The organism is Paenibacillus aurantiacus (assembly GCF_042431225.1).
In the GTDB taxonomy this organism is placed as follows: Bacteria; Bacillota; Bacilli; order Paenibacillales; family Paenibacillaceae; genus Paenibacillus_Z; species Paenibacillus_Z aurantiacus.
Window position 1 is genome coordinate 550,582 of the sequence record NZ_JBHMDO010000033.1, and the last position, 18,340, is coordinate 568,921.

Annotated in this window: 21 protein-coding genes and 1 riboswitch; of the genes, 4 read left to right on the forward strand and 17 right to left on the reverse strand. The window is 57.2% G+C overall.

The features are described 5' to 3' along the window. Nucleotides 1-59 precede the first annotated feature (59 nt). The 3 genes from ACFFSY_RS21290 to ACFFSY_RS21300 form a co-directional block, all read right to left on the reverse strand. Nucleotides 60-521, reverse strand: a complete 462-nt coding sequence (locus tag ACFFSY_RS21290; RefSeq protein ID WP_377497803.1) for a DUF5680 domain-containing protein — start codon at nucleotides 519-521, stop codon at nucleotides 60-62. A 49-nt stretch (nucleotides 522-570) separates the two neighbouring features. Then, complete coding sequence (locus ACFFSY_RS21295) at nucleotides 571-1,182, reverse strand: DJ-1/PfpI family protein (protein WP_377497805.1); 612 nt, start codon at nucleotides 1,180-1,182, stop codon at nucleotides 571-573. Nucleotides 1,183-1,236: 54 nt separating this feature from the next. Then, nucleotides 1,237-1,315: riboswitch (ZMP/ZTP riboswitch) on the reverse strand. 25 nt (nucleotides 1,316-1,340) lie between these two features. After that, nucleotides 1,341-2,222 (reverse strand): DMT family transporter, encoded by an 882-nt coding sequence (locus ACFFSY_RS21300; RefSeq protein ID WP_377497807.1) that lies wholly within the window; start codon nucleotides 2,220-2,222, stop codon nucleotides 1,341-1,343. A 123-nt stretch (nucleotides 2,223-2,345) separates the two neighbouring features. On the opposite strand from ACFFSY_RS21300, the gene ACFFSY_RS21305 reads away from it, so the two are divergent. Beyond that, entirely contained in the window at nucleotides 2,346-3,215 is an 870-nt protein-coding gene (locus tag ACFFSY_RS21305; RefSeq protein WP_377497809.1) for a LysR family transcriptional regulator, read from the forward strand. Between the two features lie 13 nt (nucleotides 3,216-3,228). Here the strand turns inward: ACFFSY_RS21305 and ACFFSY_RS21310 are convergent, their stop codons facing one another. After that, nucleotides 3,229-4,731 (reverse strand): alpha/beta hydrolase family protein, encoded by a 1,503-nt coding sequence (locus tag ACFFSY_RS21310; RefSeq protein WP_377497811.1) that lies wholly within the window; start codon nucleotides 4,729-4,731, stop codon nucleotides 3,229-3,231. 221 nt (nucleotides 4,732-4,952) lie between these two features. Next, a complete protein-coding gene (locus ACFFSY_RS21315; RefSeq protein WP_377497813.1) occupies nucleotides 4,953-5,231 on the reverse strand; it encodes a hypothetical protein in 279 nt (92 codons plus the stop codon). A gap of 1,044 nt (nucleotides 5,232-6,275) precedes the next feature. Here ACFFSY_RS21315 and ACFFSY_RS21320 point away from each other — a divergent pair. Together ACFFSY_RS21320 and ACFFSY_RS21325 are read left to right on the forward strand one after the other, a co-directional pair. Next, nucleotides 6,276-7,349 (forward strand): bifunctional 3-deoxy-7-phosphoheptulonate synthase/chorismate mutase, encoded by a 1,074-nt coding sequence (locus ACFFSY_RS21320; protein WP_377497815.1) that lies wholly within the window; start codon nucleotides 6,276-6,278, stop codon nucleotides 7,347-7,349. A 63-nt stretch (nucleotides 7,350-7,412) separates the two neighbouring features. Continuing rightward, nucleotides 7,413-7,586 (forward strand): hypothetical protein, encoded by a 174-nt coding sequence (locus ACFFSY_RS21325; protein WP_377497817.1) that lies wholly within the window; start codon nucleotides 7,413-7,415, stop codon nucleotides 7,584-7,586. A 145-nt stretch (nucleotides 7,587-7,731) separates the two neighbouring features. Here the strand turns inward: ACFFSY_RS21325 and ACFFSY_RS21330 are convergent, their stop codons facing one another. The 11 genes from ACFFSY_RS21330 to ACFFSY_RS21380 form a co-directional block, all read right to left on the reverse strand. Continuing rightward, a complete protein-coding gene (locus ACFFSY_RS21330; RefSeq protein WP_377497819.1) occupies nucleotides 7,732-9,126 on the reverse strand; it encodes a phosphodiester glycosidase family protein in 1,395 nt (464 codons plus the stop codon). 112 nt (nucleotides 9,127-9,238) lie between these two features. Beyond that, on the reverse strand, nucleotides 9,239-9,391 hold the full coding sequence (locus tag ACFFSY_RS21335; RefSeq protein WP_377497821.1) for a hypothetical protein: 153 nt from the start codon (nucleotides 9,389-9,391) through the stop codon (nucleotides 9,239-9,241). A gap of 121 nt (nucleotides 9,392-9,512) precedes the next feature. Next, nucleotides 9,513-9,722, reverse strand: a complete 210-nt coding sequence (locus ACFFSY_RS21340) for a PLDc N-terminal domain-containing protein (RefSeq protein ID WP_377497822.1) — start codon at nucleotides 9,720-9,722, stop codon at nucleotides 9,513-9,515. A gap of 109 nt (nucleotides 9,723-9,831) precedes the next feature. Continuing rightward, nucleotides 9,832-10,509: a DUF4166 domain-containing protein gene (locus ACFFSY_RS21345; RefSeq protein WP_377497824.1), complete on the reverse strand. Its 678-nt coding sequence runs from the start codon at nucleotides 10,507-10,509 to the stop codon at nucleotides 9,832-9,834. After that, nucleotides 10,493-11,392, reverse strand: a complete 900-nt coding sequence (locus tag ACFFSY_RS21350) for a DoxX-like family protein (protein ID WP_377497826.1) — start codon at nucleotides 11,390-11,392, stop codon at nucleotides 10,493-10,495. Before ACFFSY_RS21350 ends, ACFFSY_RS21345 begins: the two co-directional genes overlap by 17 nt. 19 nt (nucleotides 11,393-11,411) lie before the next feature. Further along, nucleotides 11,412-11,894 (reverse strand): thiol-disulfide oxidoreductase DCC family protein, encoded by a 483-nt coding sequence (locus ACFFSY_RS21355; protein WP_377497828.1) that lies wholly within the window; start codon nucleotides 11,892-11,894, stop codon nucleotides 11,412-11,414. Nucleotides 11,895-12,095: 201 nt separating this feature from the next. Then, nucleotides 12,096-12,716 carry a cyclase family protein gene (locus ACFFSY_RS21360; RefSeq protein ID WP_377497829.1) on the reverse strand — a complete coding sequence of 207 codons (621 nt, stop codon included), beginning with the start codon at nucleotides 12,714-12,716 and terminating at the stop codon, nucleotides 12,096-12,098. After that, nucleotides 12,706-13,362 (reverse strand): response regulator, encoded by a 657-nt coding sequence (locus ACFFSY_RS21365; RefSeq protein ID WP_377497831.1) that lies wholly within the window; start codon nucleotides 13,360-13,362, stop codon nucleotides 12,706-12,708. The genes ACFFSY_RS21360 and ACFFSY_RS21365 overlap by 11 nt, the downstream gene beginning before the upstream one ends. After that, nucleotides 13,359-14,711 carry a sensor histidine kinase gene (locus ACFFSY_RS21370; protein WP_377497833.1) on the reverse strand — a complete coding sequence of 451 codons (1,353 nt, stop codon included), beginning with the start codon at nucleotides 14,709-14,711 and terminating at the stop codon, nucleotides 13,359-13,361. Before ACFFSY_RS21370 ends, ACFFSY_RS21365 begins: the two co-directional genes overlap by 4 nt. Before the next feature lie 15 nt (nucleotides 14,712-14,726). After that, complete coding sequence (locus tag ACFFSY_RS21375) at nucleotides 14,727-15,755, reverse strand: HD-GYP domain-containing protein (RefSeq protein WP_377497835.1); 1,029 nt, start codon at nucleotides 15,753-15,755, stop codon at nucleotides 14,727-14,729. A gap of 14 nt (nucleotides 15,756-15,769) precedes the next feature. Further along, complete coding sequence (locus ACFFSY_RS21380) at nucleotides 15,770-17,590, reverse strand: ABC transporter substrate-binding protein (protein ID WP_377497837.1); 1,821 nt, start codon at nucleotides 17,588-17,590, stop codon at nucleotides 15,770-15,772. A 259-nt stretch (nucleotides 17,591-17,849) separates the two neighbouring features. Between ACFFSY_RS21380 and ACFFSY_RS21385 the strand changes: the two genes are divergently transcribed. Further along, nucleotides 17,850-18,050 (forward strand): hypothetical protein, encoded by a 201-nt coding sequence (locus ACFFSY_RS21385; protein ID WP_377497838.1) that lies wholly within the window; start codon nucleotides 17,850-17,852, stop codon nucleotides 18,048-18,050. A gap of 116 nt (nucleotides 18,051-18,166) precedes the next feature. Here the strand turns inward: ACFFSY_RS21385 and ACFFSY_RS21390 are convergent. Then, on the reverse strand, nucleotides 18,167-18,340 hold a 174-nt coding region (locus ACFFSY_RS21390; protein ID WP_377497869.1), incomplete at its 5' end, for a transposase.

The following is an 18,340-nucleotide window of genomic DNA, read 5'->3' on the forward strand; positions in this document are numbered from 1 at the left end:
TGAGCTGCCCCCTCTTATGCGTCGCGCACCCGCGAGTACACTTGCCCCCGCCGGAGTTCCTATTCGAACCGAATGCGTCCGCCGTGGAACGCCAGCGAGAAAATAACCCGCCCTTCGTACCGGATCGACTCCTCGCCGCGAAACCATTGCTCATCGCCATCCCAGCTGCATGAATATACGAATCGATCCGAGCTTACGGTAGCAGGCCCGCGGTATGGCGCCTCGACCGGCACCTGCTTCAAGCAATCGAGCAGAAAGCCGGGAAAACCTTCGATCGGCTCATGGGTGAAGCCGTAATAATTCATCCCCCAGACAGGCCGCCCTTGATGCCATACTTTCTCCTCGCCGATGAAGTCAAGCTCGCCTGTATAGCAATCCTTGTAACGATATGCCTCGCGCTCATAGGCGATTTCTTTCGTTCCGTCTTCCGTTGTCCGCACCGCAATGCCTGTACCGGATGCATAGGCATTGCGTTTGGCTTCCGTCAAGAATTGCCGGAATTCGGTTGTTTCGCTGGCCATATTCTCGCACCTCCCATTATTCTACTTTCGACCTTTGGAAAGCGTAATCCTACAATTGCGTCCGCAGCGCGTGACTGCCCGCCTCTCCCTCATCTTTGTACGGATAGTACGGGTAGTCCATCATACGGCCAGCCTCCTTCGCAGCCGCTGCCCCATACAGCGACTCTACGACGAACAGCCCCAGATCGATGGAAGCCGACACGCCGCCTCCCGTGAAGACTTGGCCATCCCGCACATATCGCTCGTACGCCACTTCCCCGCAGTAAGGGGCAAGCAGATCGTACGCCGACTTATTCGTCGTCGCCCGCTTGCCGCTCAGCCAGCCCGCCGCGCCCATGAGCAGCCCTCCCGTGCAGACGGACACCTTCCAGGGGACGCCGCTTGCCGTGCGCAGCCAAGCAAGGAACGCTTCGTCATGCCGCAGCTGCCTGGTCGCCATGCCGCCCGGCACGAATACGAGGTCGTAATCAGACAAGTTCTCCGATACGGAGTTCGCCCTCATCGCAAGCCCCCGGTCGTCCACGATCGACTCGGTCATCGCACAGAACCGCCAGGATACGCCGCCCGTGCCGGGAATCCGGTTGAGCTGCGTCATCGCATCGAAAAACCCCGAGAAATCAAGCGTCGTCATCCCGTCGAACAATACAATTGCCATTTTCATTACGTATCCCTCGCCTTCTTAGACAATAAAAAAAGCATTTGACCGCAAGATCAAATACTTCGCCCAGGCGTACGGCTTCAAGCGGCATGCTTCCTCATGGTTCTCCATGTTTACGCCAGTCGCATGCGCCTTTGATTTTCTTCAGTTTACACCCATAATCAGGAAACGGCAACCGATTTTTCCACGGTCGGCCGGGCTCCTTCCCAGTTCACGAGAAAGATGCCAACTCCGGTGCATAAGCCGCCGATGGCCGCGTTCCAGGCGAGCGGTTCGCCGAGCAGCAGCCAGCTTCCCAGCACGCCGAAGATCGGCACGAGGAAGAGGAATGCGCTCGTCTTCGCCGGATCGCCTGCTTGCAGCAGCCTGAACCATAGGATGAGTTGAATGATCGAACAGAAGATTACGAGACAGGTCATGATCACGAACGAGCGACCGGATACCGTGAACGTCGGTTTTTCGGCGACTAGACTCATGATGAGCAGCCCAATACCCCCGAGCAGCATCTGGTACGCCACCAGCACATAGACGTTAAAGCGTCCGCCCCACCGTTTGATAAGCAGCGTCGAGCAGGCGAACATCAGCGCGCCGCCAAGACCTGCGACCGTCCCCGGACCGAAGCCGAGCTGAACGCCGAACGCGATCGCCACGCCTCCGAAGCCGATCAGGACGCCCACCCATTGGCGCGGCCGATATCGCGCGCCGAGCAGCAGCGTTCCCAGGATGATCACGAAGAGCGGATTGGTGAACGTCAAGATCGAGGATTCTGCCGAGCTGATCCAATGCATGCTGTAATAGGCGCAGCCCATGACGGCCCCTGTCTGCACGAGCCCAATTGTTGCTACCCTCAGCCATTCGCCACCTTTGGGCACAGGAGCTCTCCCGGCCATACCAATGGCGAGCAAACCGCCTGCCAGCGTATAACGAATGCCCATTAACAGGAATGGCGGCGCATAGGCAAGACCGAGCTTCCCAATCGGGAACGCGATGCCCATCAAGAACGTTGTGATCAATATAAGCAGCGTATACTTCATCCGCGTCATGTGCATAACCTCCGAATTGTTTGTCGTGGTCTTATTGTATCGGAGGCTTGCATTTCTGTATAATGAAGGATAACGATATCCGCCATCATTTCTGGTGATACCAGATTCAAGGAGGGAACGCCCGTGGAGAGCGGCGATTTGCGCATCTTCCAAGCGGTAGCTCGCGAAGGCTCCGTCACGAAAGCCGCCCGGACGCTCGGTTATGTCCAATCCAATATAACCGCGCGCATCCGGCAGTTGGAGACCGAGCTCGGCACGACACTATTTACCCGGCACAACCGGGGCATGGACCTATCCGGCAGCGGCCGGCTGCTGCTTCAATATGCCGACAAGGTTATCGGCCTTCTCGATGAAGCGGCGCTTGCGCTGTCCGCTTCCGACGCGCCAGGCGGCGCGCTGCGGATCGGTTCGACGCAGACGGCCGCCGCGGTAAGACTGCCCGGCTTGCTAACGGACTACTATAGCCGTTATCCGAACGTATCCTTATCGATCGCGACCGGGCACACGCAATTCCTCATCGATCAGGTGCTCCGGTACGAACTGGACGGGGCGTTCATCGGCAGCGCCACGGACCATCCGGATTTACAGGCCATGCCGACTTTCGAAGAAGAGCTCGTCGTCGTAACCTCCCCTGCCATTCCTGATTTGGAAGCCGCGCTCGCCAGACCGATTCTCGTCTTCACGGCTGGCTGCTCCTACCGCGACATCCTGCAGGCATGGGTCAAATCCAAGGGGCTCGCTCATTCGGTCATGATGGAATTCGGCACGTTGGACGCCATTCTGGGCGGTGTAACGGCTGGACTTGGCATCTCGCTCTTGCCGCTTGCCGTGATCCGCAGGCAGATCGACGAGGGCATGCTTCGCGCCTATCCGCTGCCTGAATTTTATGGCCGGATGACGACCCATTTCATTACGCGCAAAGATTCGTTCGTTAGCAGCGCCCTCCGCGAATTCATTACCCTGATTCCCGAAAGTCTCCCGGCGGCGCGGTAGAGATCCGATAATCTTATTTTGTGGATTCGGACAGGAACTTCTTCTTCACATCTTGCAATTCCGGATACGTCCGGAATAGATCCGAGCCGGATTGCTTGCCCTTCAATTGGCGGTCGAAGAAATCTGCCACCACGTCATCGATCAACTGGGCTGAACGGGCGGCCTTCAAGCTGCCCGTCATGCCAGTCTTCGGCAGAAGAGGCGACAGACGCGGCGCATCCGTGAAGTTGTAGTGCTCCGCGCCCTCAATGATCAGCATTTCGCCTTTCCGCTCCATCAGTTGATGAATGTGCGCCAGCTCAGCTTTTGCCAGCTTGAGCATCGCCTCGTATTGTTCCGGCGTCCCGCCGAACCCGTCTAATTTTCCGCCCGACTCATCATTGAACCGCAATACCTTCTCGTACATGGCATAGGTCGAAGATGTGCTTAACCACATAAACGGCTTATCCACCGCTTCGCGCCCTTCGAAATCCACCAAAGTGCCGTCCATGTCGATTGCCGCTTTGATGCGGTCGTCGCCGCTCGCCAGATATGAAGTCGCCCCGCCGAACGAATGTCCGAATACGCCCACTCGCTTCGTATCGATGACGCCCGCGAAATTGCGGTTCTCCCCCTTGCCCGCGTTCAACCGCTCCATGTAATCGATCGTGAATAAGATGTCGCTTGCCCACTGCCGTCCGATCTGGTTGCGATACTCGGCCGACGCGTCGAATTGCTCGCTATCGATCCGGTACTCCGCCACGCGGCCGTCCGGGAACAACGTCGCCATATTGCCATACGTGTGATCGATCGCCGCCACGATGTATCCGCGGCTGGCCAGCGCCTCTGCCTGCTCGACGTGAAGCAGCCTTGTCGTGCCGTAGCCGTGATTCAGAATCAGCAGCGGATAATTTGGTTCTTCGCGGGATACCGCAGCCGCTTCCGAAGAGCGACTTGCGACATATCGGAGGTAATCCAGCGTCACCTCTGACAGGTTCAATCGATCCGCGAACGCTTGAAGCTGCTGTCGTCCGCCCGGAATGAGCGGTATAGGTTTGCCGCCTGCTGCTTTCTCCGCCGGATACCACACTTGAATCACGAGCTCTCGCTTCGTCCCTTTTTTACTTGCCAACAGATCCTCCCGACTCTCGTCTACCGCATGGATGATCCGGGTGCCCACCGCGTACGGGCCAGGCAGCTCAGGCAGCTTGAAGACAGGAATAAGCTGCGCAGCGGCGCCGGAGAGCAGCAATAACAGAAGTGAACAGCTGGCGACAAGCTTCACGAGCACGCGCCTTCCTTTCGTCCCCTGCTTGCGGCTTGCCCCCCAAGCGGCCAGCAGCAGACCGACTGCCAAATAGCCGGCAAACAACTGGAACCGATACCCTTCCAACGCCAAATGAACGAGCAAAGTCCCCGATCCAAGCCCAACTGCAGTCAAAGCGAGGTTCCGCATGACTTTCGAATGTCCGCCAATGATCAGCAGCACGGCCAGCGCCAGATTGGACGCCAGCAGCGCGATCTCCCACAATCGCATCTTATCTCCTCCATTGCCTGATCTCGATTATCCCTTACATGGTAACCAAGATTAGGAAACGGATGAACCGTCCGGGGGACCAACTCCTCCCCGTCTGGAGACGTACGTCCGTTTGACCGACTACATGCGCGCAAGCCAAAAAGAGAGACCCCCGCATATGGCGGAACGTCTCTCTTCGATTGTTCATGTTCAGTTTGGGAGAAGACAGAGCCGAACGAAGGTTAGTCGGCCGCTTCTTCCTCATCGGCAGCCTCGTCAGCCGCCTCCTCCGAATCTTCCGATTCTTCCGATGCCGCAACTTCCTCCTCAGCCGACGCTTCTGAATCCGCTTCCAAGCTTTCGTCCGCAGCTTCCTCTTCCGCCGCTTCTTCGGCTTCCGATTCGTCCGATGCCTCTTCGGCCGCTTCTTCTACCGCGACTTCCTCTTCGGCAGCTGCACTTTCCTCTTCCGCTGCTTCAACTTCGGATGCGACGACTTCTTCTTGTTCGAACTCGCTCATGGATAATCCCTCCCGTTATCGCCTAGCTCCCTAAGCGTAGCTTCAGTATAACAGCTTCTATTTGCATTTTTTGTTGTTTCTTGGCGAGGACAAGATTACAATTTGGTTACAGCCGAATGCGGGGCACTTGACAGTTGATTGTCGCCTTGCAAGCCTGAGAATGGACATTGCTCGATCGTCATTGACGCCCGAATAATACCGTTGGTTTGATATTCGGGCGATGGAGTTTGAAAAGCGTACACTTCTATGTTTTCATTGTCTCCCTTCACAATTCACGCCAACGTTCAGGACGTGAAATAACAGGATGGGGTACAGCCTATCCTCCGGCGGGCGAGCACAACGTCTGCTGAGTTCGCGAATGTACGCGTTGAATTCGTATCCGCTTTCATTGCCGAGTGATATCGTCGGGATGATCGCGGATTTGTTTGTATTATTTTGATACAATCCCTGCCGTTTGCTCCCTGCGACCTGGTTGAAGGCCTTCTGACCGTCAACATGCATGCCATCGGAACTGGCATAGCTTCTCACCTTGGCAAATGCTTGAATTCTCGGCCAGTCCGACCGTCGTTGGCGGCATTCTGAATGCGCTGGCAAGAAGGCTAATCACCCCCATCGTCCATTCTCGATCCCCCGCCCGCTTTAACACAATACAGCAATTTAGCGTTAAATCGCGAACTTGCATCGCTTCTTCCGCATGGTATAGAATCCATCTTAACTTGCTGCACATCTTCGCAAAGGCGATGATGGAGAGAGTAAGCGGGCATCATTTCGCAAGACAGGGACGGAACGCCGCCGACTGAGAGCGTCCGAGCGAAATCGCCTGCCGAAGTTCACTCCGAAGCCTGCACCTGAACGAACGCGTTGGCGTCATGGTCGCGTTCTAAGTAGGACTGCACGTACTCCCTGCGTTAAAGGGTTTGAGTGAGCATTCCCGCCTGAATACCGTTTCGGGCCGCGGGTTGCTAATTAGGGTGGTACCACGACTTCTCGTCCCTTGCGGAGGAGAAGTCTTTTTTATTTTATACACATAAGGAGAGACGCAAGATGAACGAGACACGATTGGAGAAACTGCGTCGCCAATTGGACGGCGTCAATCAGGCTCTGCTGACGATGCTGAGCGAACGCGCGGCGATCGCGCTGGAGATCGGAGCCGAGAAAGAAAGACAAGGCGTACCCAAATACGATCCGGTACGCGAGCAGCTGATGCTCAAGGAATTGGTCGCGAAGAACAACGGTCCGTTCGACGATGAGACGATCCGCCACCTGTTCAAGCAGATATTCCAAGCGTCGCTTAAAATCCAGCAGGAGGATCACGGGAAACATCTGCTCGTCAGCCGTAAACGTCAAGAGCGCAATACCGTCGTTACGCTGGGGGAAGTTGCGATCGGCGGCGGCAAGCCTGTCATGATCGCCGGTCCCTGCTCGGTCGAAAGCTACGAGCAGGTCCGCGAAGTCGCCGCGCACCTGAAGGCATCCGGCATTACGGTCATGCGGGGCGGCGCCTTCAAACCGCGTACATCGCCGTACGATTTTCAAGGCCTGGGCGTTGAAGGGCTGCGTATCCTCAAAGAAGTTGCGGACGAATTCGGCCTGAAGACGATCAGCGAAATCGTCGATCCCGCCCACGTCGAGCTCGCCTGCGAGTACATCGACGTCATCCAAATCGGAGCACGCAACATGCAGAACTTCGAGCTGCTGAAGGCGGCCGGCGACGTACGCAAGCCAATCCTTCTCAAACGCGGGCTTGCCGCGACAATCGACGAGCTGCTGCATGCGGCGGAATATATCGTCTCGCGCGGCAATACGCAAGTGATGCTTATCGAGCGCGGCATCCGCACGTACGAGAAGGCAACCCGCAATACGCTCGATATTTCCGCGGTGCCGATTCTGAAGCGGGAGAGCCACCTGCCGGTGCTCGTCGACGTGACGCACTCCACGGGACGCAAAGATATATTGGCCCCATGCGCCAAAGCAGCGCTGGCCGCAGGCGCAGACGGCGTCATGGTCGAGGTGCACCCGAACCCGGCAATCGCGTTGTCCGATGCCGCTCAGCAGCTAGATTTTTCTGAATTCACCGACTTTTACGACGACGTGCTTCGTTCCGGCTTGATGAAATAACCGGATAGGATCTCCCGCGGTGTGGTATAATGCTCGCATCGCTTGCAGCAGGAGGTCATGATCATGAAAATTTACGTGGTGCTTGCGTTCTCCGAAGACGGCATGGAGAACGTCTATGTCGGGAACGACGAGGAGCGGGCGCTCGCCATGACGCTCGACGACGCGGAAGGCGCCGACGCGCTGTTCGTGGAAATTTGGGAAGATGGCGAGAAGACGGACGACTATCGCCTTGTATAGCGCGGCGACAAGAACGGCAGCGGTTGTTGGGGTAATCCCCGTCAATCGCTGCCGTTCTGCGTTTTGATGAGGGATGATATGAAGGCTAATACGGCAAAAGGGAGCGCACGTCAGGTCTCCCTGCCGTCGCTGCCTCTGTAGGCGATTACCACTTCAAGTTCGCGCCGAACACGAGCGCGTTGCTCAACGCGCGGCCCGGCGTCGTGACCGTCTTGCCGCCGGTTAGGAGCCCCGAAGAAGCGCCGCCGTCCAAATTCATCGCCTGCGCAGCGCCAAGCTGCTGCATAATGAGCGCCCACTGCTTCATCGTCGCACCGGGTACGGTGGCCAGCATGACCGAGCCGTTCTTCAGAATGGCTATCCCGCTGCGGGCGCCGCCGCCGGTAAGAATTTTGGGATCCTTGAACCCTTCCGCCGCCGGATCGACCGCAATCTTGCCATCCTTCACCAGCCGCGGACCTGCTCCGATCGCCGTATGCACATCGGACCAGTCCAATTCCTTGCCCGCATCGTTGCGGTACGTGAATGTATAGTCCACCTTCGCGCCGACCTGGAAACGATCCGCCTGTCCGCTCTCCTTGCCTGCGAATACAATGACGAACCCATCCGCCGGAATCGCCGCGTTCTCGCCGCGTGCAATGCGGACGACCGCGCCGCTGCGCACGATGATCGCCTTCTCCGCCGCGAAGCCGATCCTGCTGCCGCGCGCCGGCGTGAATAATGTGGCCGTCGTATCCGAGACCGGCGTCCGGTTAAGGAAATACGCGTACCAGCTCCGAGGTCCCTTCTCGTTCGCAACCGATCCCGCGATGCCTAAGCGAAGCGTATCCATGACTGCCGTTCCGTCCCATCGGAACCCGACCGTCGTGCCGGTATTGCCGATATGTGCCGGAATGCCGTTGCTGATCACATTGCCGTACGGGTCCGGAGTGCCGTTATACGCCTCGAAGAATGTACCGTTGATTGCCGTATCCGCCCGATATGCGGCCGCGATGGCCGTCAAACTTTGCGCGCTGCCGACCTGTCTGGACGCAAGTCCCGCCGTCACCGGCGTTCCTTTGGGCACCGTGACGGTGTGAACCGTGAACGTGCGACCGCCGGCGTTCACCCTGCGGCTCGCGTACGTTGCCTTCCCCGCCAACGGTTTCGCCGCGGTAACGACGACTGGTAGCGACATGCTGGATGCTCCCTCATCTGTGAACGCCTTGACGGTGATCGTCGTCCGCCCCGGCGCCACGGGCAGCAGAACGCCTTTCTCGTTTACCTTCGCGACAGCCGGGTTGCCCGTCGTATACGCAATGACGGCGGATGCCGGCGCGATCAGCCGATCCGCGAGCGGTACGCGGTTATTCGCCGCCGTGGTGACCGTCCCCGCAGGATACGAGAGCTGTGTCACAGATGTTGCCGCATCGACCTCCGCGCGAGGCATCCCGATGCCCGTTCCGGCAGCTCCGCCGCCTGCCAGCAGTACGGTCGCGCCCAGGATCAGCAAACCGCTCCGCCAATGATTGTGCTTCTTCATGCCTAATAACTCCTTCATCTGCCATAAATAGTCCTCCTCTTATTCGTCGGTTTCTGGCGGCCGAAAATGAATAATCTCCAATGAAAAAGAGGCCTCATCCGGGCCTCTTCCGCTTCTTCGCTATTTCTCGCTATTTGTAGTACCCTTCGTTCTCGATCTTTACTTCGCCGTCCGCCAGCTGCTGCACGCCGTCGCTTGTTCCGGCGTTGTAGGCGTCCTCGAATTGTTCGCGCGTCAGCTCGGTACCTTCCAGTTGATTCGGCGCGTTATTCTTCTTGCTCATCGCCTGCCGTCTCCTTTCCAACGTTGGAATGCGATTACTCGCCCGGTTTAGCATTCCACCGTTTGCCGTTTTCTTATCGCGCGGCGCAAAAGAAATGTGCGCAGGAGCAGCAGTTCTCGCATCATAGCTCGCGAATGAACAAATACACAATGAGGCCGAGAATCGGGAAAAACAAGATCGCCAGCAGCACGAGCAGCGCGAACTCCGGGCTTCTGCCCCTGCGGCGCGCATCCTTGAATGCCCAGACGCACAGCATAATATGAACGATAAACAGGAGGAAACTTACGAAAAAGAGGCCCAGTCCGAATAGCCCAAAACCTTCCATTACCATCACCTCGCGTCAGCAGTAGTAAGAATTACTACGCAGCCGAAGCATCGCGGTGCCCCGGATTCCCCAAAATCCGCTCGAATCCCGAGTCGGCTCGGCCCATAGATACCGTTTACTCCCTTGATTGTTCCCGCAACGGTCTGGCTTCAAGCGGAATTTCGTGCGGATCCATCCGGACGAATGCCGCTTGGAAAGTTCCATTATACCGGAATACCGGGCCGAAAATCGGACTTGCCACCTGCACACTGATCCTAAAACAGCTCAACTCGTCGTCATACCATTCGCACACATCGGCGATACCCGTCAATGCTCTGGGGAACGGAAACCGAATCCATCTTTCGTAGAAACGCTGATCAGCGGATTGGATGCGGACGCCTCCGTTCGGTGCAACCGCCAATTCCAAATCCACCGCTAAATGCTGTTTGCTGCCCAAATAGTCGACAATACGCGAGCGCTTCTCGCTGTAAATCATCGTCGCATCGAACTTGCGGATCGTTCGAGGAAATCGGAAGGCACGCAGCCAAGTGACCGTTTCACGGCCAAAGCCATCCCGGTAAGCGTAATTAGAGATTTGAAACGGGATGTCGCGTCCTCCCTGCGGAAACATAATAGATCTGGACGCGCCAACCATCAAAGGAGCGAAAGCCCACTTGGCATACCAAATACGGTCCATCGTCCCACGGCCGATCGAAGCGATTCGGTCAATGCTGTCGAACCCGAAACGCTCTTGGATTCGGGGATGCAGCTTGCGAAATTCCGCACCGAGCGCTTGTTCATAGATCGAAGCCATGACGGGTCGCCTTCCTCTCGGTTCGTCCAGCCGGTTTGCGCACGCACCGGATCGCCCGAGGCAAGTCATCCACGGTACGCGACGCGATCCAGTTCAGTCCAATCATCGGCACGCTGAGTGTTAGCGGGTTAAAAGGAGCGGCAAGCAGCTCCGGGTTGGCTACGAAGGCCGCTGCCGCAAGCAGTACGAGCAGCACAGCTTGCGCCGCGAACAGCCGCTTCGAGCGATGGAAGGCGATCGTAGCTATCGAAATACCGAGCTCGGCAATTCCTAGCCAAGCCAGCATGCTTGCTTCCTGATCAGGGAACAAACCGGTTTGCTTGAGAAGCGCCAATTCGCCGCCTTCCGGGAACAACAGCTTCGGGACTACCCCTTCGTAGGCCCATAACAAGGCGAGCAGCAGCACGCAGCCATAATGAATAAGCGCGCGTCCGATCGTGGCGGCTGGCGCGGAGCCTTTCTCCAGCCATAATCGAAGGGCATCGAAGCTCCATGCCGTCGCGAAGCCCATAAGCGGACGAAAGAGGAACTTGTCGAATACCCTTCCCGCAAGGCCGAAACGGGTTACATAGTCATATTGGGTCGAGAAAACGATATACCCATCTTGCGGTACATATTTCCAGTATCCTCTACCCTCTCGAATAAGCGACAAGCGCTGATCCGAACCGAATCGAAGCGTCGATATACGCTCGCCCGTCCTGATGTCGGTTCGCTCTCTCGTTTCGCCCGTCCCTTCGATGCGAACGCCGAAGCCGATGCGCGTCATGTAGCGAAAACGCTGCACGCCCCGCTTCGATTGCGGCATGTAGCGAATTCCCGTAAAACGCACGTCCCACTGCTCGTGCTTATCGGGCTGCTGCGTATGCGCCCAAAGTCGATCCATATCCGTCTTGATCCTGATCTCAACGTAAATCGGCCTCGCCCTCTTCATCGAGCTCATCCACTCCCTCTTCCGCCAGCGCGAACCGGCCCACAATATCCGGCGTAGGAAGCAGACAGACTTCACTCCGCCCGAACAGCCGGTAGCGGCTGCCGGCGATGCGGTCGTATACCCAATCCCGGATGAATTTCGGTACGACCAAGCAAAGCGATAACAACCGCCAACCGCCGCCGAGCTTGCGCAGCACGCGCAGCGCCGCCGCGGATTTCACATAAGCCCGTCCGCCGTCGATGAGCACGAATGTATCCATATCGCCTACCGGCAGTCCGTGCCGCTTCAACAGCCGAATGCCGACGGGCGATTGGAGCGCAACGAAGCGAAATCTTGTTGCGCGATCGCGTTCGATTACGAATCGCGTAATGCCGTGACACAGCGCGCATTCGCCATCGATAAGCATTATGTCCGGATAGTCCGCCGTATCGTCAGGTTTACCGCGTGCGTTCATCGCTGTCTGCCTCCTCTTCTGAGTGTATTGTAAGCCTATATGGTTCCGCGCGGGAGTTCCAACTTACGTGGGAGCATATGAAGAAGGGTACTACAAGTCGTAGTACCCCCTACACAATTCGAGTTCCCTGATACTTACGAATTGTATGACACTTATTTATATGTACATAGTCCATTGCTGTTTGCGGATCGCCACCCCCGCTCACGGCTTCTCGATTCTCGCGATCACGCGCGCAATCGACGAGTCTGCCCGGATGCGCAGCGGAAGTGCTGTAATTTCGAACGCCGCCGCCCCGACGAGCTTCTCCACGTTAGCCAGATTTTCCAGGATGAGCACGTCGTTCGCAAACAAGCTCCGGTGCACCTCGAACGGATAGCGATCAGGCGATGGCGTGTCGAGCCCGACGATCTTTACCCGTTTGCGTGCGAGCAGCTGTGCGAAAGGGACGGTCAGCACCGGATACTCTTCGAAGTAGCCCGGCTTTCCGAATAGGCGGCCATGACCGGTATGGACGACCACGATCGATTCCTCGGGAATGAGCGCCTCATATTCGGGTCTATAGTCGATTTCCCGCTCGAAGGCGGCGTCGATCAAACAGCCCTTCCCGACGAAACGATCAACCGGATAATCGTTCAAATACGTCGTCGAGTCGGTCAGATGCATCGGTCCGTCCATATGGGTGCCGGCATGCATATTGATCGTCAGCAGGTGGTTATTGTAATGGTCCCGGTGCAGCTGGCGGTCATGGACGAGCGTCGTCTCTGCATCGCCCGGATAGACCGGCAATCCGTGTTCGACCAGATGCGTCAAATCAATGATCATGTCTCGAATCCCCCTCTCCCGGCTTCGGCCCAAGCCCTTTCTTGCGAACGAGCTCGACCGCTTCCCGGCTGCTCTTCGCGCCGAGCTTCTTGAGCATTTTGTTAATCTGGTTCTTCAGCGTGCTCTCTGCCTTGAACAGCTTCTTCCCGATCTGCGGCTGCGTATAGCCATCCTCGATCAGCTCGAATACTTCGCGCTCCGCGATCGTCAGCTCCTTCAGCTGTTCTTCCCGCTTGAGCCGGCTGAACTCCTTGAGCAGCGCCTCCATCGGGGCAGCATGATGATAGGCCTTGCGGATCGCTTGCGGAAGCTCCTGGAATCGCGTCTTCTCGATATAATCGATCGCGCCCGCGGTGAACGATTGCGTCATCGCGCGTTCGTCGCGGACAGAGGTGAGCATCACGATTTTGGCCGGATGAGTCGCATGGATGTCCATCGCCGCATGAATGCCTTCATACTCCTTGTCCGACAGCTGAATATCCATAAGCACAACATCGAATGCGAGTTCCTTGGCCAGCCTGACGGCTTCTTCCGCCGTGGTTGCCGATCCGACGACGAGCAGATCCGCCTCCCGATTCAAAAATGCAGTGACCGCCTTGATCCAATCCGGATCATCTTCCACCATCATCACCCGTATATGAGTCATGGACGCATCGCTCCTCCCTCTCCGGCGGAGACTATCTTCTTGAGCGGCAGTAGAAGCGTGGCCTTGGTCCCCTGCCCCGGTTCGCCGCTTATTTCTACCCGGCCGCCGCTTCGCGTCATGACGTTATAGACATAGGACAGCCCCAAGCCATAATTGTCATGCCCCCTCTTCGTCGAGTAGAACGGCTCGAATACACGGGCAGACGCTTCTCGGGTTATGCCGGCCCCTGTGTCAACCACCGTGACCCGAATGTGCTTCTTGTCCGATTCGAGCACGATCGTGACGGCGCCGCCTGTTGGCATAGCCTCCGCGGCATTGCGGATCAGATTGCCCAACGCTTCCTTGATATGCACGGCGTCGCAGATGACGATCGGCCGAGTTCGGTATTCGATGTCCAGCGAGATTTCCCGCGACACTAGCATGCTCGCATACCCGTCCGCGCTGGATTGGACCAGCCCCGCCAGCGCGCATGGCTTCTCCTGCAGCACGATCTCCCGCGTCTGTGCGTGGATCCGCGATACCATGTCCATCATATGCGACGATGCATTCGCGATAATCCGCAGATGATCTTCGGCATCACGCTCCCCCTCCTGGCCGGGCGTTAACTCGGCTCGAAGATTCTCGGTGCTGATGGCGATTTTGCCGAGCTCGTTCTTCAGGGCGTGATTAAGCATGGCCGTACCCGACGTGACTGATTTCATTGCCGTATCCAGCGGATCGCGCTCGAACGTCAGTTTGACGCCGAGCACGCCATACAGGAATGACCCCAGCAGCGCCACGCCGAACGAATAGATGAAAAATAAAGAAATATACCGCATGAAAGCAAACTCCGGCCATATCGCCCGTGCCCCGTAAATAAAAACGACAACCGCCAATAGAGTTGGCACCATGATTATCGCAAGGATTAACCGGCTTCGCTTCAGCTGCGGCGTCTCCGCCCGCCATACCGCGCGAAGGAGAAGACCGCATGCCGCTGCATAATACGGTCCCGCCCACGCGAGCAGCCAACCATAATGAATGCCGCTTGTATTGAACCAGATCTCCGTCACGAAAGCCGCGCTGACCGGGAGAAACAACAGCCACCCAGCCCATTTTACCGCTCGCCGCGAGTGCCTCGTGGCCGTATATACGATCACGAACAACAGGACCGTATATGGCGTCAGGACCAGGTTCGCCACCTGTACGACGCGCGCGAGCCACGGGAGACTCGTGTCCGCAACTACGCCTTCCAACCCTCCCAAAGACGCGCTGATCAGAAAGACCGACGCCGCTCGATTCACGGGATGACGTAGGTTGCGAACGAGCAGGATTGCGGCCGCCGTGAGCAGAGCCGCTGTATAATAGATCATCTGGCATCACTCCGCTTAAGCCAAGACCGCTTCGATGAACACCGTCGTATGGACGGCCAGATCGATCTCCTTGACCTCCATCTCGTCTTTCTCTCCTTTGGCGACCCGAATGACCGGACGGCCCGGCAATCCGCGGTGCTGTCTGACCACGACACCCGTTTCTTTCGTGGACAGACGGACAGCCATGCCATTCGGGTAGACGGAGACGATCCGCGTGAATTGAATCAGCACGTCTCGATCGAGCGCCTCGCCGGACAGCGACATAAGCTTCTCGCATGCGTCATGCGGCAGCAGCCCTTCGCCATCGTAAACATTAATCAGATTATCGTACAAATTCGCGACAGCCACGATCTTCGCATAGAGATGAATGTCCGGCGCCGTTAGGCCGCGCGGAATGCCCTTGCCGTCCAGCCTCTCGTGATGCTGCAGCGCGACGTGGGCAATAAGCAGATTGAACTCGTGCTTGCTTTTCAACAACTCGTAGCCTCGCCACGTATGATGCTGTTTCAGATCGAGCGCCGGATCCGACTTCGCGCCCGGCAGCGTCTTGCCGACGTCGTGCAGCAGCGCGCCAATCGCCAAGTCCTTGAGCTGTAACGCGTTCAATCCCATGTTCATGCCGATCAGCGTGGACATCATGCAGACGTTCAGCGAATGGACGTAACGGGCGTTGTCTTTGGTCCGGATGTCCGTCAGCTGCACGAGCACTTCCTTGTTGTTCATGACGTCTTCCATGATTTGGCTGACGCTGGCGCCGATCTTCTTCGTGCTCCATTCCTTGCCGGAACGAACGGCCTCGAATGTGTCGTTCATCTCCCGGATGACGGCCTGCTTCGTCCGCTCGCTCAATACGTCCTCCGTCTCCACGTCCACAAGCGTCGGATCCTGGATGTAGATCATGGTGACGCCGATCCGATTGAGCGTGTTGATCATAAACACGGTGAGCTGTACGCCTGCCGACAGCATGACCGTGCCATTGGCCGAGTAGACCGTCTTCCCCAAATATTGACCCGGTTCCACCTGCTCAATACTGATATATCTCATCTTGCGTCCTCCGTTCAGTCTTGGCCGTGCTTGGCTTGACCGGCATGGCGTCTTATCCATACCTCTTTATAGTTGACTTTGCCCCAGGCGTTGAGCGTAATTCCTCGAAGCGACGGATCGTAATCCGCCGTCTGGACGCTATGGTACAGGAACAGCAGGCTGCAGGAGCGCTTCAACCGCTCTTCGATCGCGGCAAGCCCCCTCATCCTACCTTCGATATTTCGTTCTTTCAGGCAGTCGGCAATTTGCGCGTCCACCGCCTGGCGGTCGGCTTCTGCCAGCAATGGCCTGATGAAGCTTCGTGACGACGTGTATACGCCAATCAGCGTCAAATCAGGCTGCTCACCCATCACTTCTCCCGCCACGATCAGGTCGGCGCCGAGCATGACGCCCGGTTCGGCCAATCGTTCGATCGGCAACGCAATGACTTCGGCTTGCACGCCAATGACGCCGCATGCGCGCTGTATCCATGCCGCGTTCTGCTCGTTGCTGGCCATGGCATACGTGAAGATACGAATCGTCTCTCCGCGATAGTCCGATTGCTTGATTGTTTCGGCCGCAAGCGAGAGATCGGCATCCTCGCCGGTCTCGCCGAACGGCAGCTGATCGGGAAGCAGGAAGCCTTCCGCCACCGAATGCCGAAGTCCCCCCAACTCCTCGATCATACGCCGGCGGTCTAGACCGTGCCGAATCCCCCGCCGAAACCGTTCGTCGCGCATAGCGCCTTGCTTCGCCTGATTAAAGACGAGGTAGACGCTGCCCGCCTCCACTTGAGCTAAGGAAGGAAGAGACCTGCTCGCGCCGCTTGCTTCGAAATAGAGAAGTTGCGCGTCGTGCTGAGGAATCTGCGATGTGTCGATCCCCGCATAGCCCGGCCATACCCACATTTCGATCCGGTCGATATGCGGCCGGCCTTCAGAGTAGTGCTCGTTCGCCTCCAGGACAAGCATCGACTCGTCGTTGCGGATGACCTGGAAGGGCCCAGTACCGACCGGCAATCGCGCGAAGCCGTCTGCATCGGAGAGAAGATCCGCATCTTCCGGCACAATAGCAAATTGCTCCGTGCAGAGCGCTTCCAGAAGGCAGGAGACCGGCGCGCTTAGGTCGATCCGGAAGCTAAGTGTGTCCATAACCTCGACTTTATGAATATAGCCGGCCAGCCAATGCGCAGCGTTCAATCGAAACACGCGATCGATCGAATAAACTGCGTCGCGGGCCGTCAGCAATTTTCCGTTGTGAAAGCGGATGCCTTTGCGCAAGAAAAACGTCCAGCTACGCCCATCGTCTCCAACCTCCCAATAGTGGGCAAGCTTCGGCTGCACGCTGCGGTCGATCGTCCTAAATGCGACGAGCGTATCGAAAATTTGTTCGACCAAGTGCGCCTCCGTCCGGCGTATGACAAGCGGCGGATCAAGCGCCGGCACGGTCCGGTAGAAAGGAAAACGCAGGACGTCTTCCTCTTCCGGGTTACGGCTGATCCCCAGTTGTCCGGCGAGCCATTGCGAGAATGCGTACGTTAACCTGCTGTCCGCATATTCTTCGATCAGACGGCGGGCTTCCGCCAATCGGCCGGTCTCCACCAGCTTCGCCGCCTTCTCCAGCGCAAGCTCCCCGTAATCGCGCAGCATAACGAGTCGTGAACGATGGCCTCTGCCCCTGCCTGCGCGCCAGTCGATGAACCCGCCATCCATCAGTCGTCTGAGAATAAACTGCGCGTTGCGCCGCGTGCAGCCGAACAGGTCTGTCAACTCGTCCATCGAGACGTCGAACGGCTGCTGTACCTGCGGATCGACGAACCTTTTGCGCAGCAGCAAATAATAATCTTCTGTCTCCATGCTAACCGGCTCCGTTCCACGCAAAAGGCGAAACAACCCCGTGTCCCCTTCGCTTTTTCTTCTTCTTTTAGAAAAGTATACTGGGGATCATAACCATCGTAAAGAGGGGAACGCCATGAATTCTGTCCTTTCGACAGTACGACAATTCCGATCTACGACGTCCTATGTTGTCCGATGTCGTGTTCAATAGGACCGCCGGCATGGTCAATTAGACGGTGCTCTTCATCGCCAAAGACGTGCTTCGAATCGCGAACGCGGCATGGAGATTGGCATTGGCATTATCTGCTGCCGGCGCGGGCGGTTTGGCTGGCAGATTCATGATCGGTCCGCTGAGGAGACGTTATCGAATTGGGGCGTCATTCTCGCCGTGACGACGCTGCTTACCGGCATTTGCTATTGTTTCCTGCCGCTTACGCATCATGCGGCCAGCTTGGCCTCCTTTCTCTCCGCGGACGGATGACTGCGATTAACACCGTTGCGCCAGACAAAGAAGGGGGCCGTCTCAAAAGGGTTGAAGTAAGTGACTCCTAACTTGCGAATGGCCTCCAATTGCACAAAAAATGGCGTTACAGGGTCTTATCCCTGTGACACCATTTGCCATTTTCGGTCCACTGCGGCTTTTTTCTGCAAATTATGGGCAAGCGAAAGCCACCCGACCTCCAGGCTCACTTTTGGCAAGCCCCGAAGTAAGAATCTTCGGAATCCCCGGTTGTTCTTCATCTGTCCAAATACGCTTTCGGGTTCATGCAT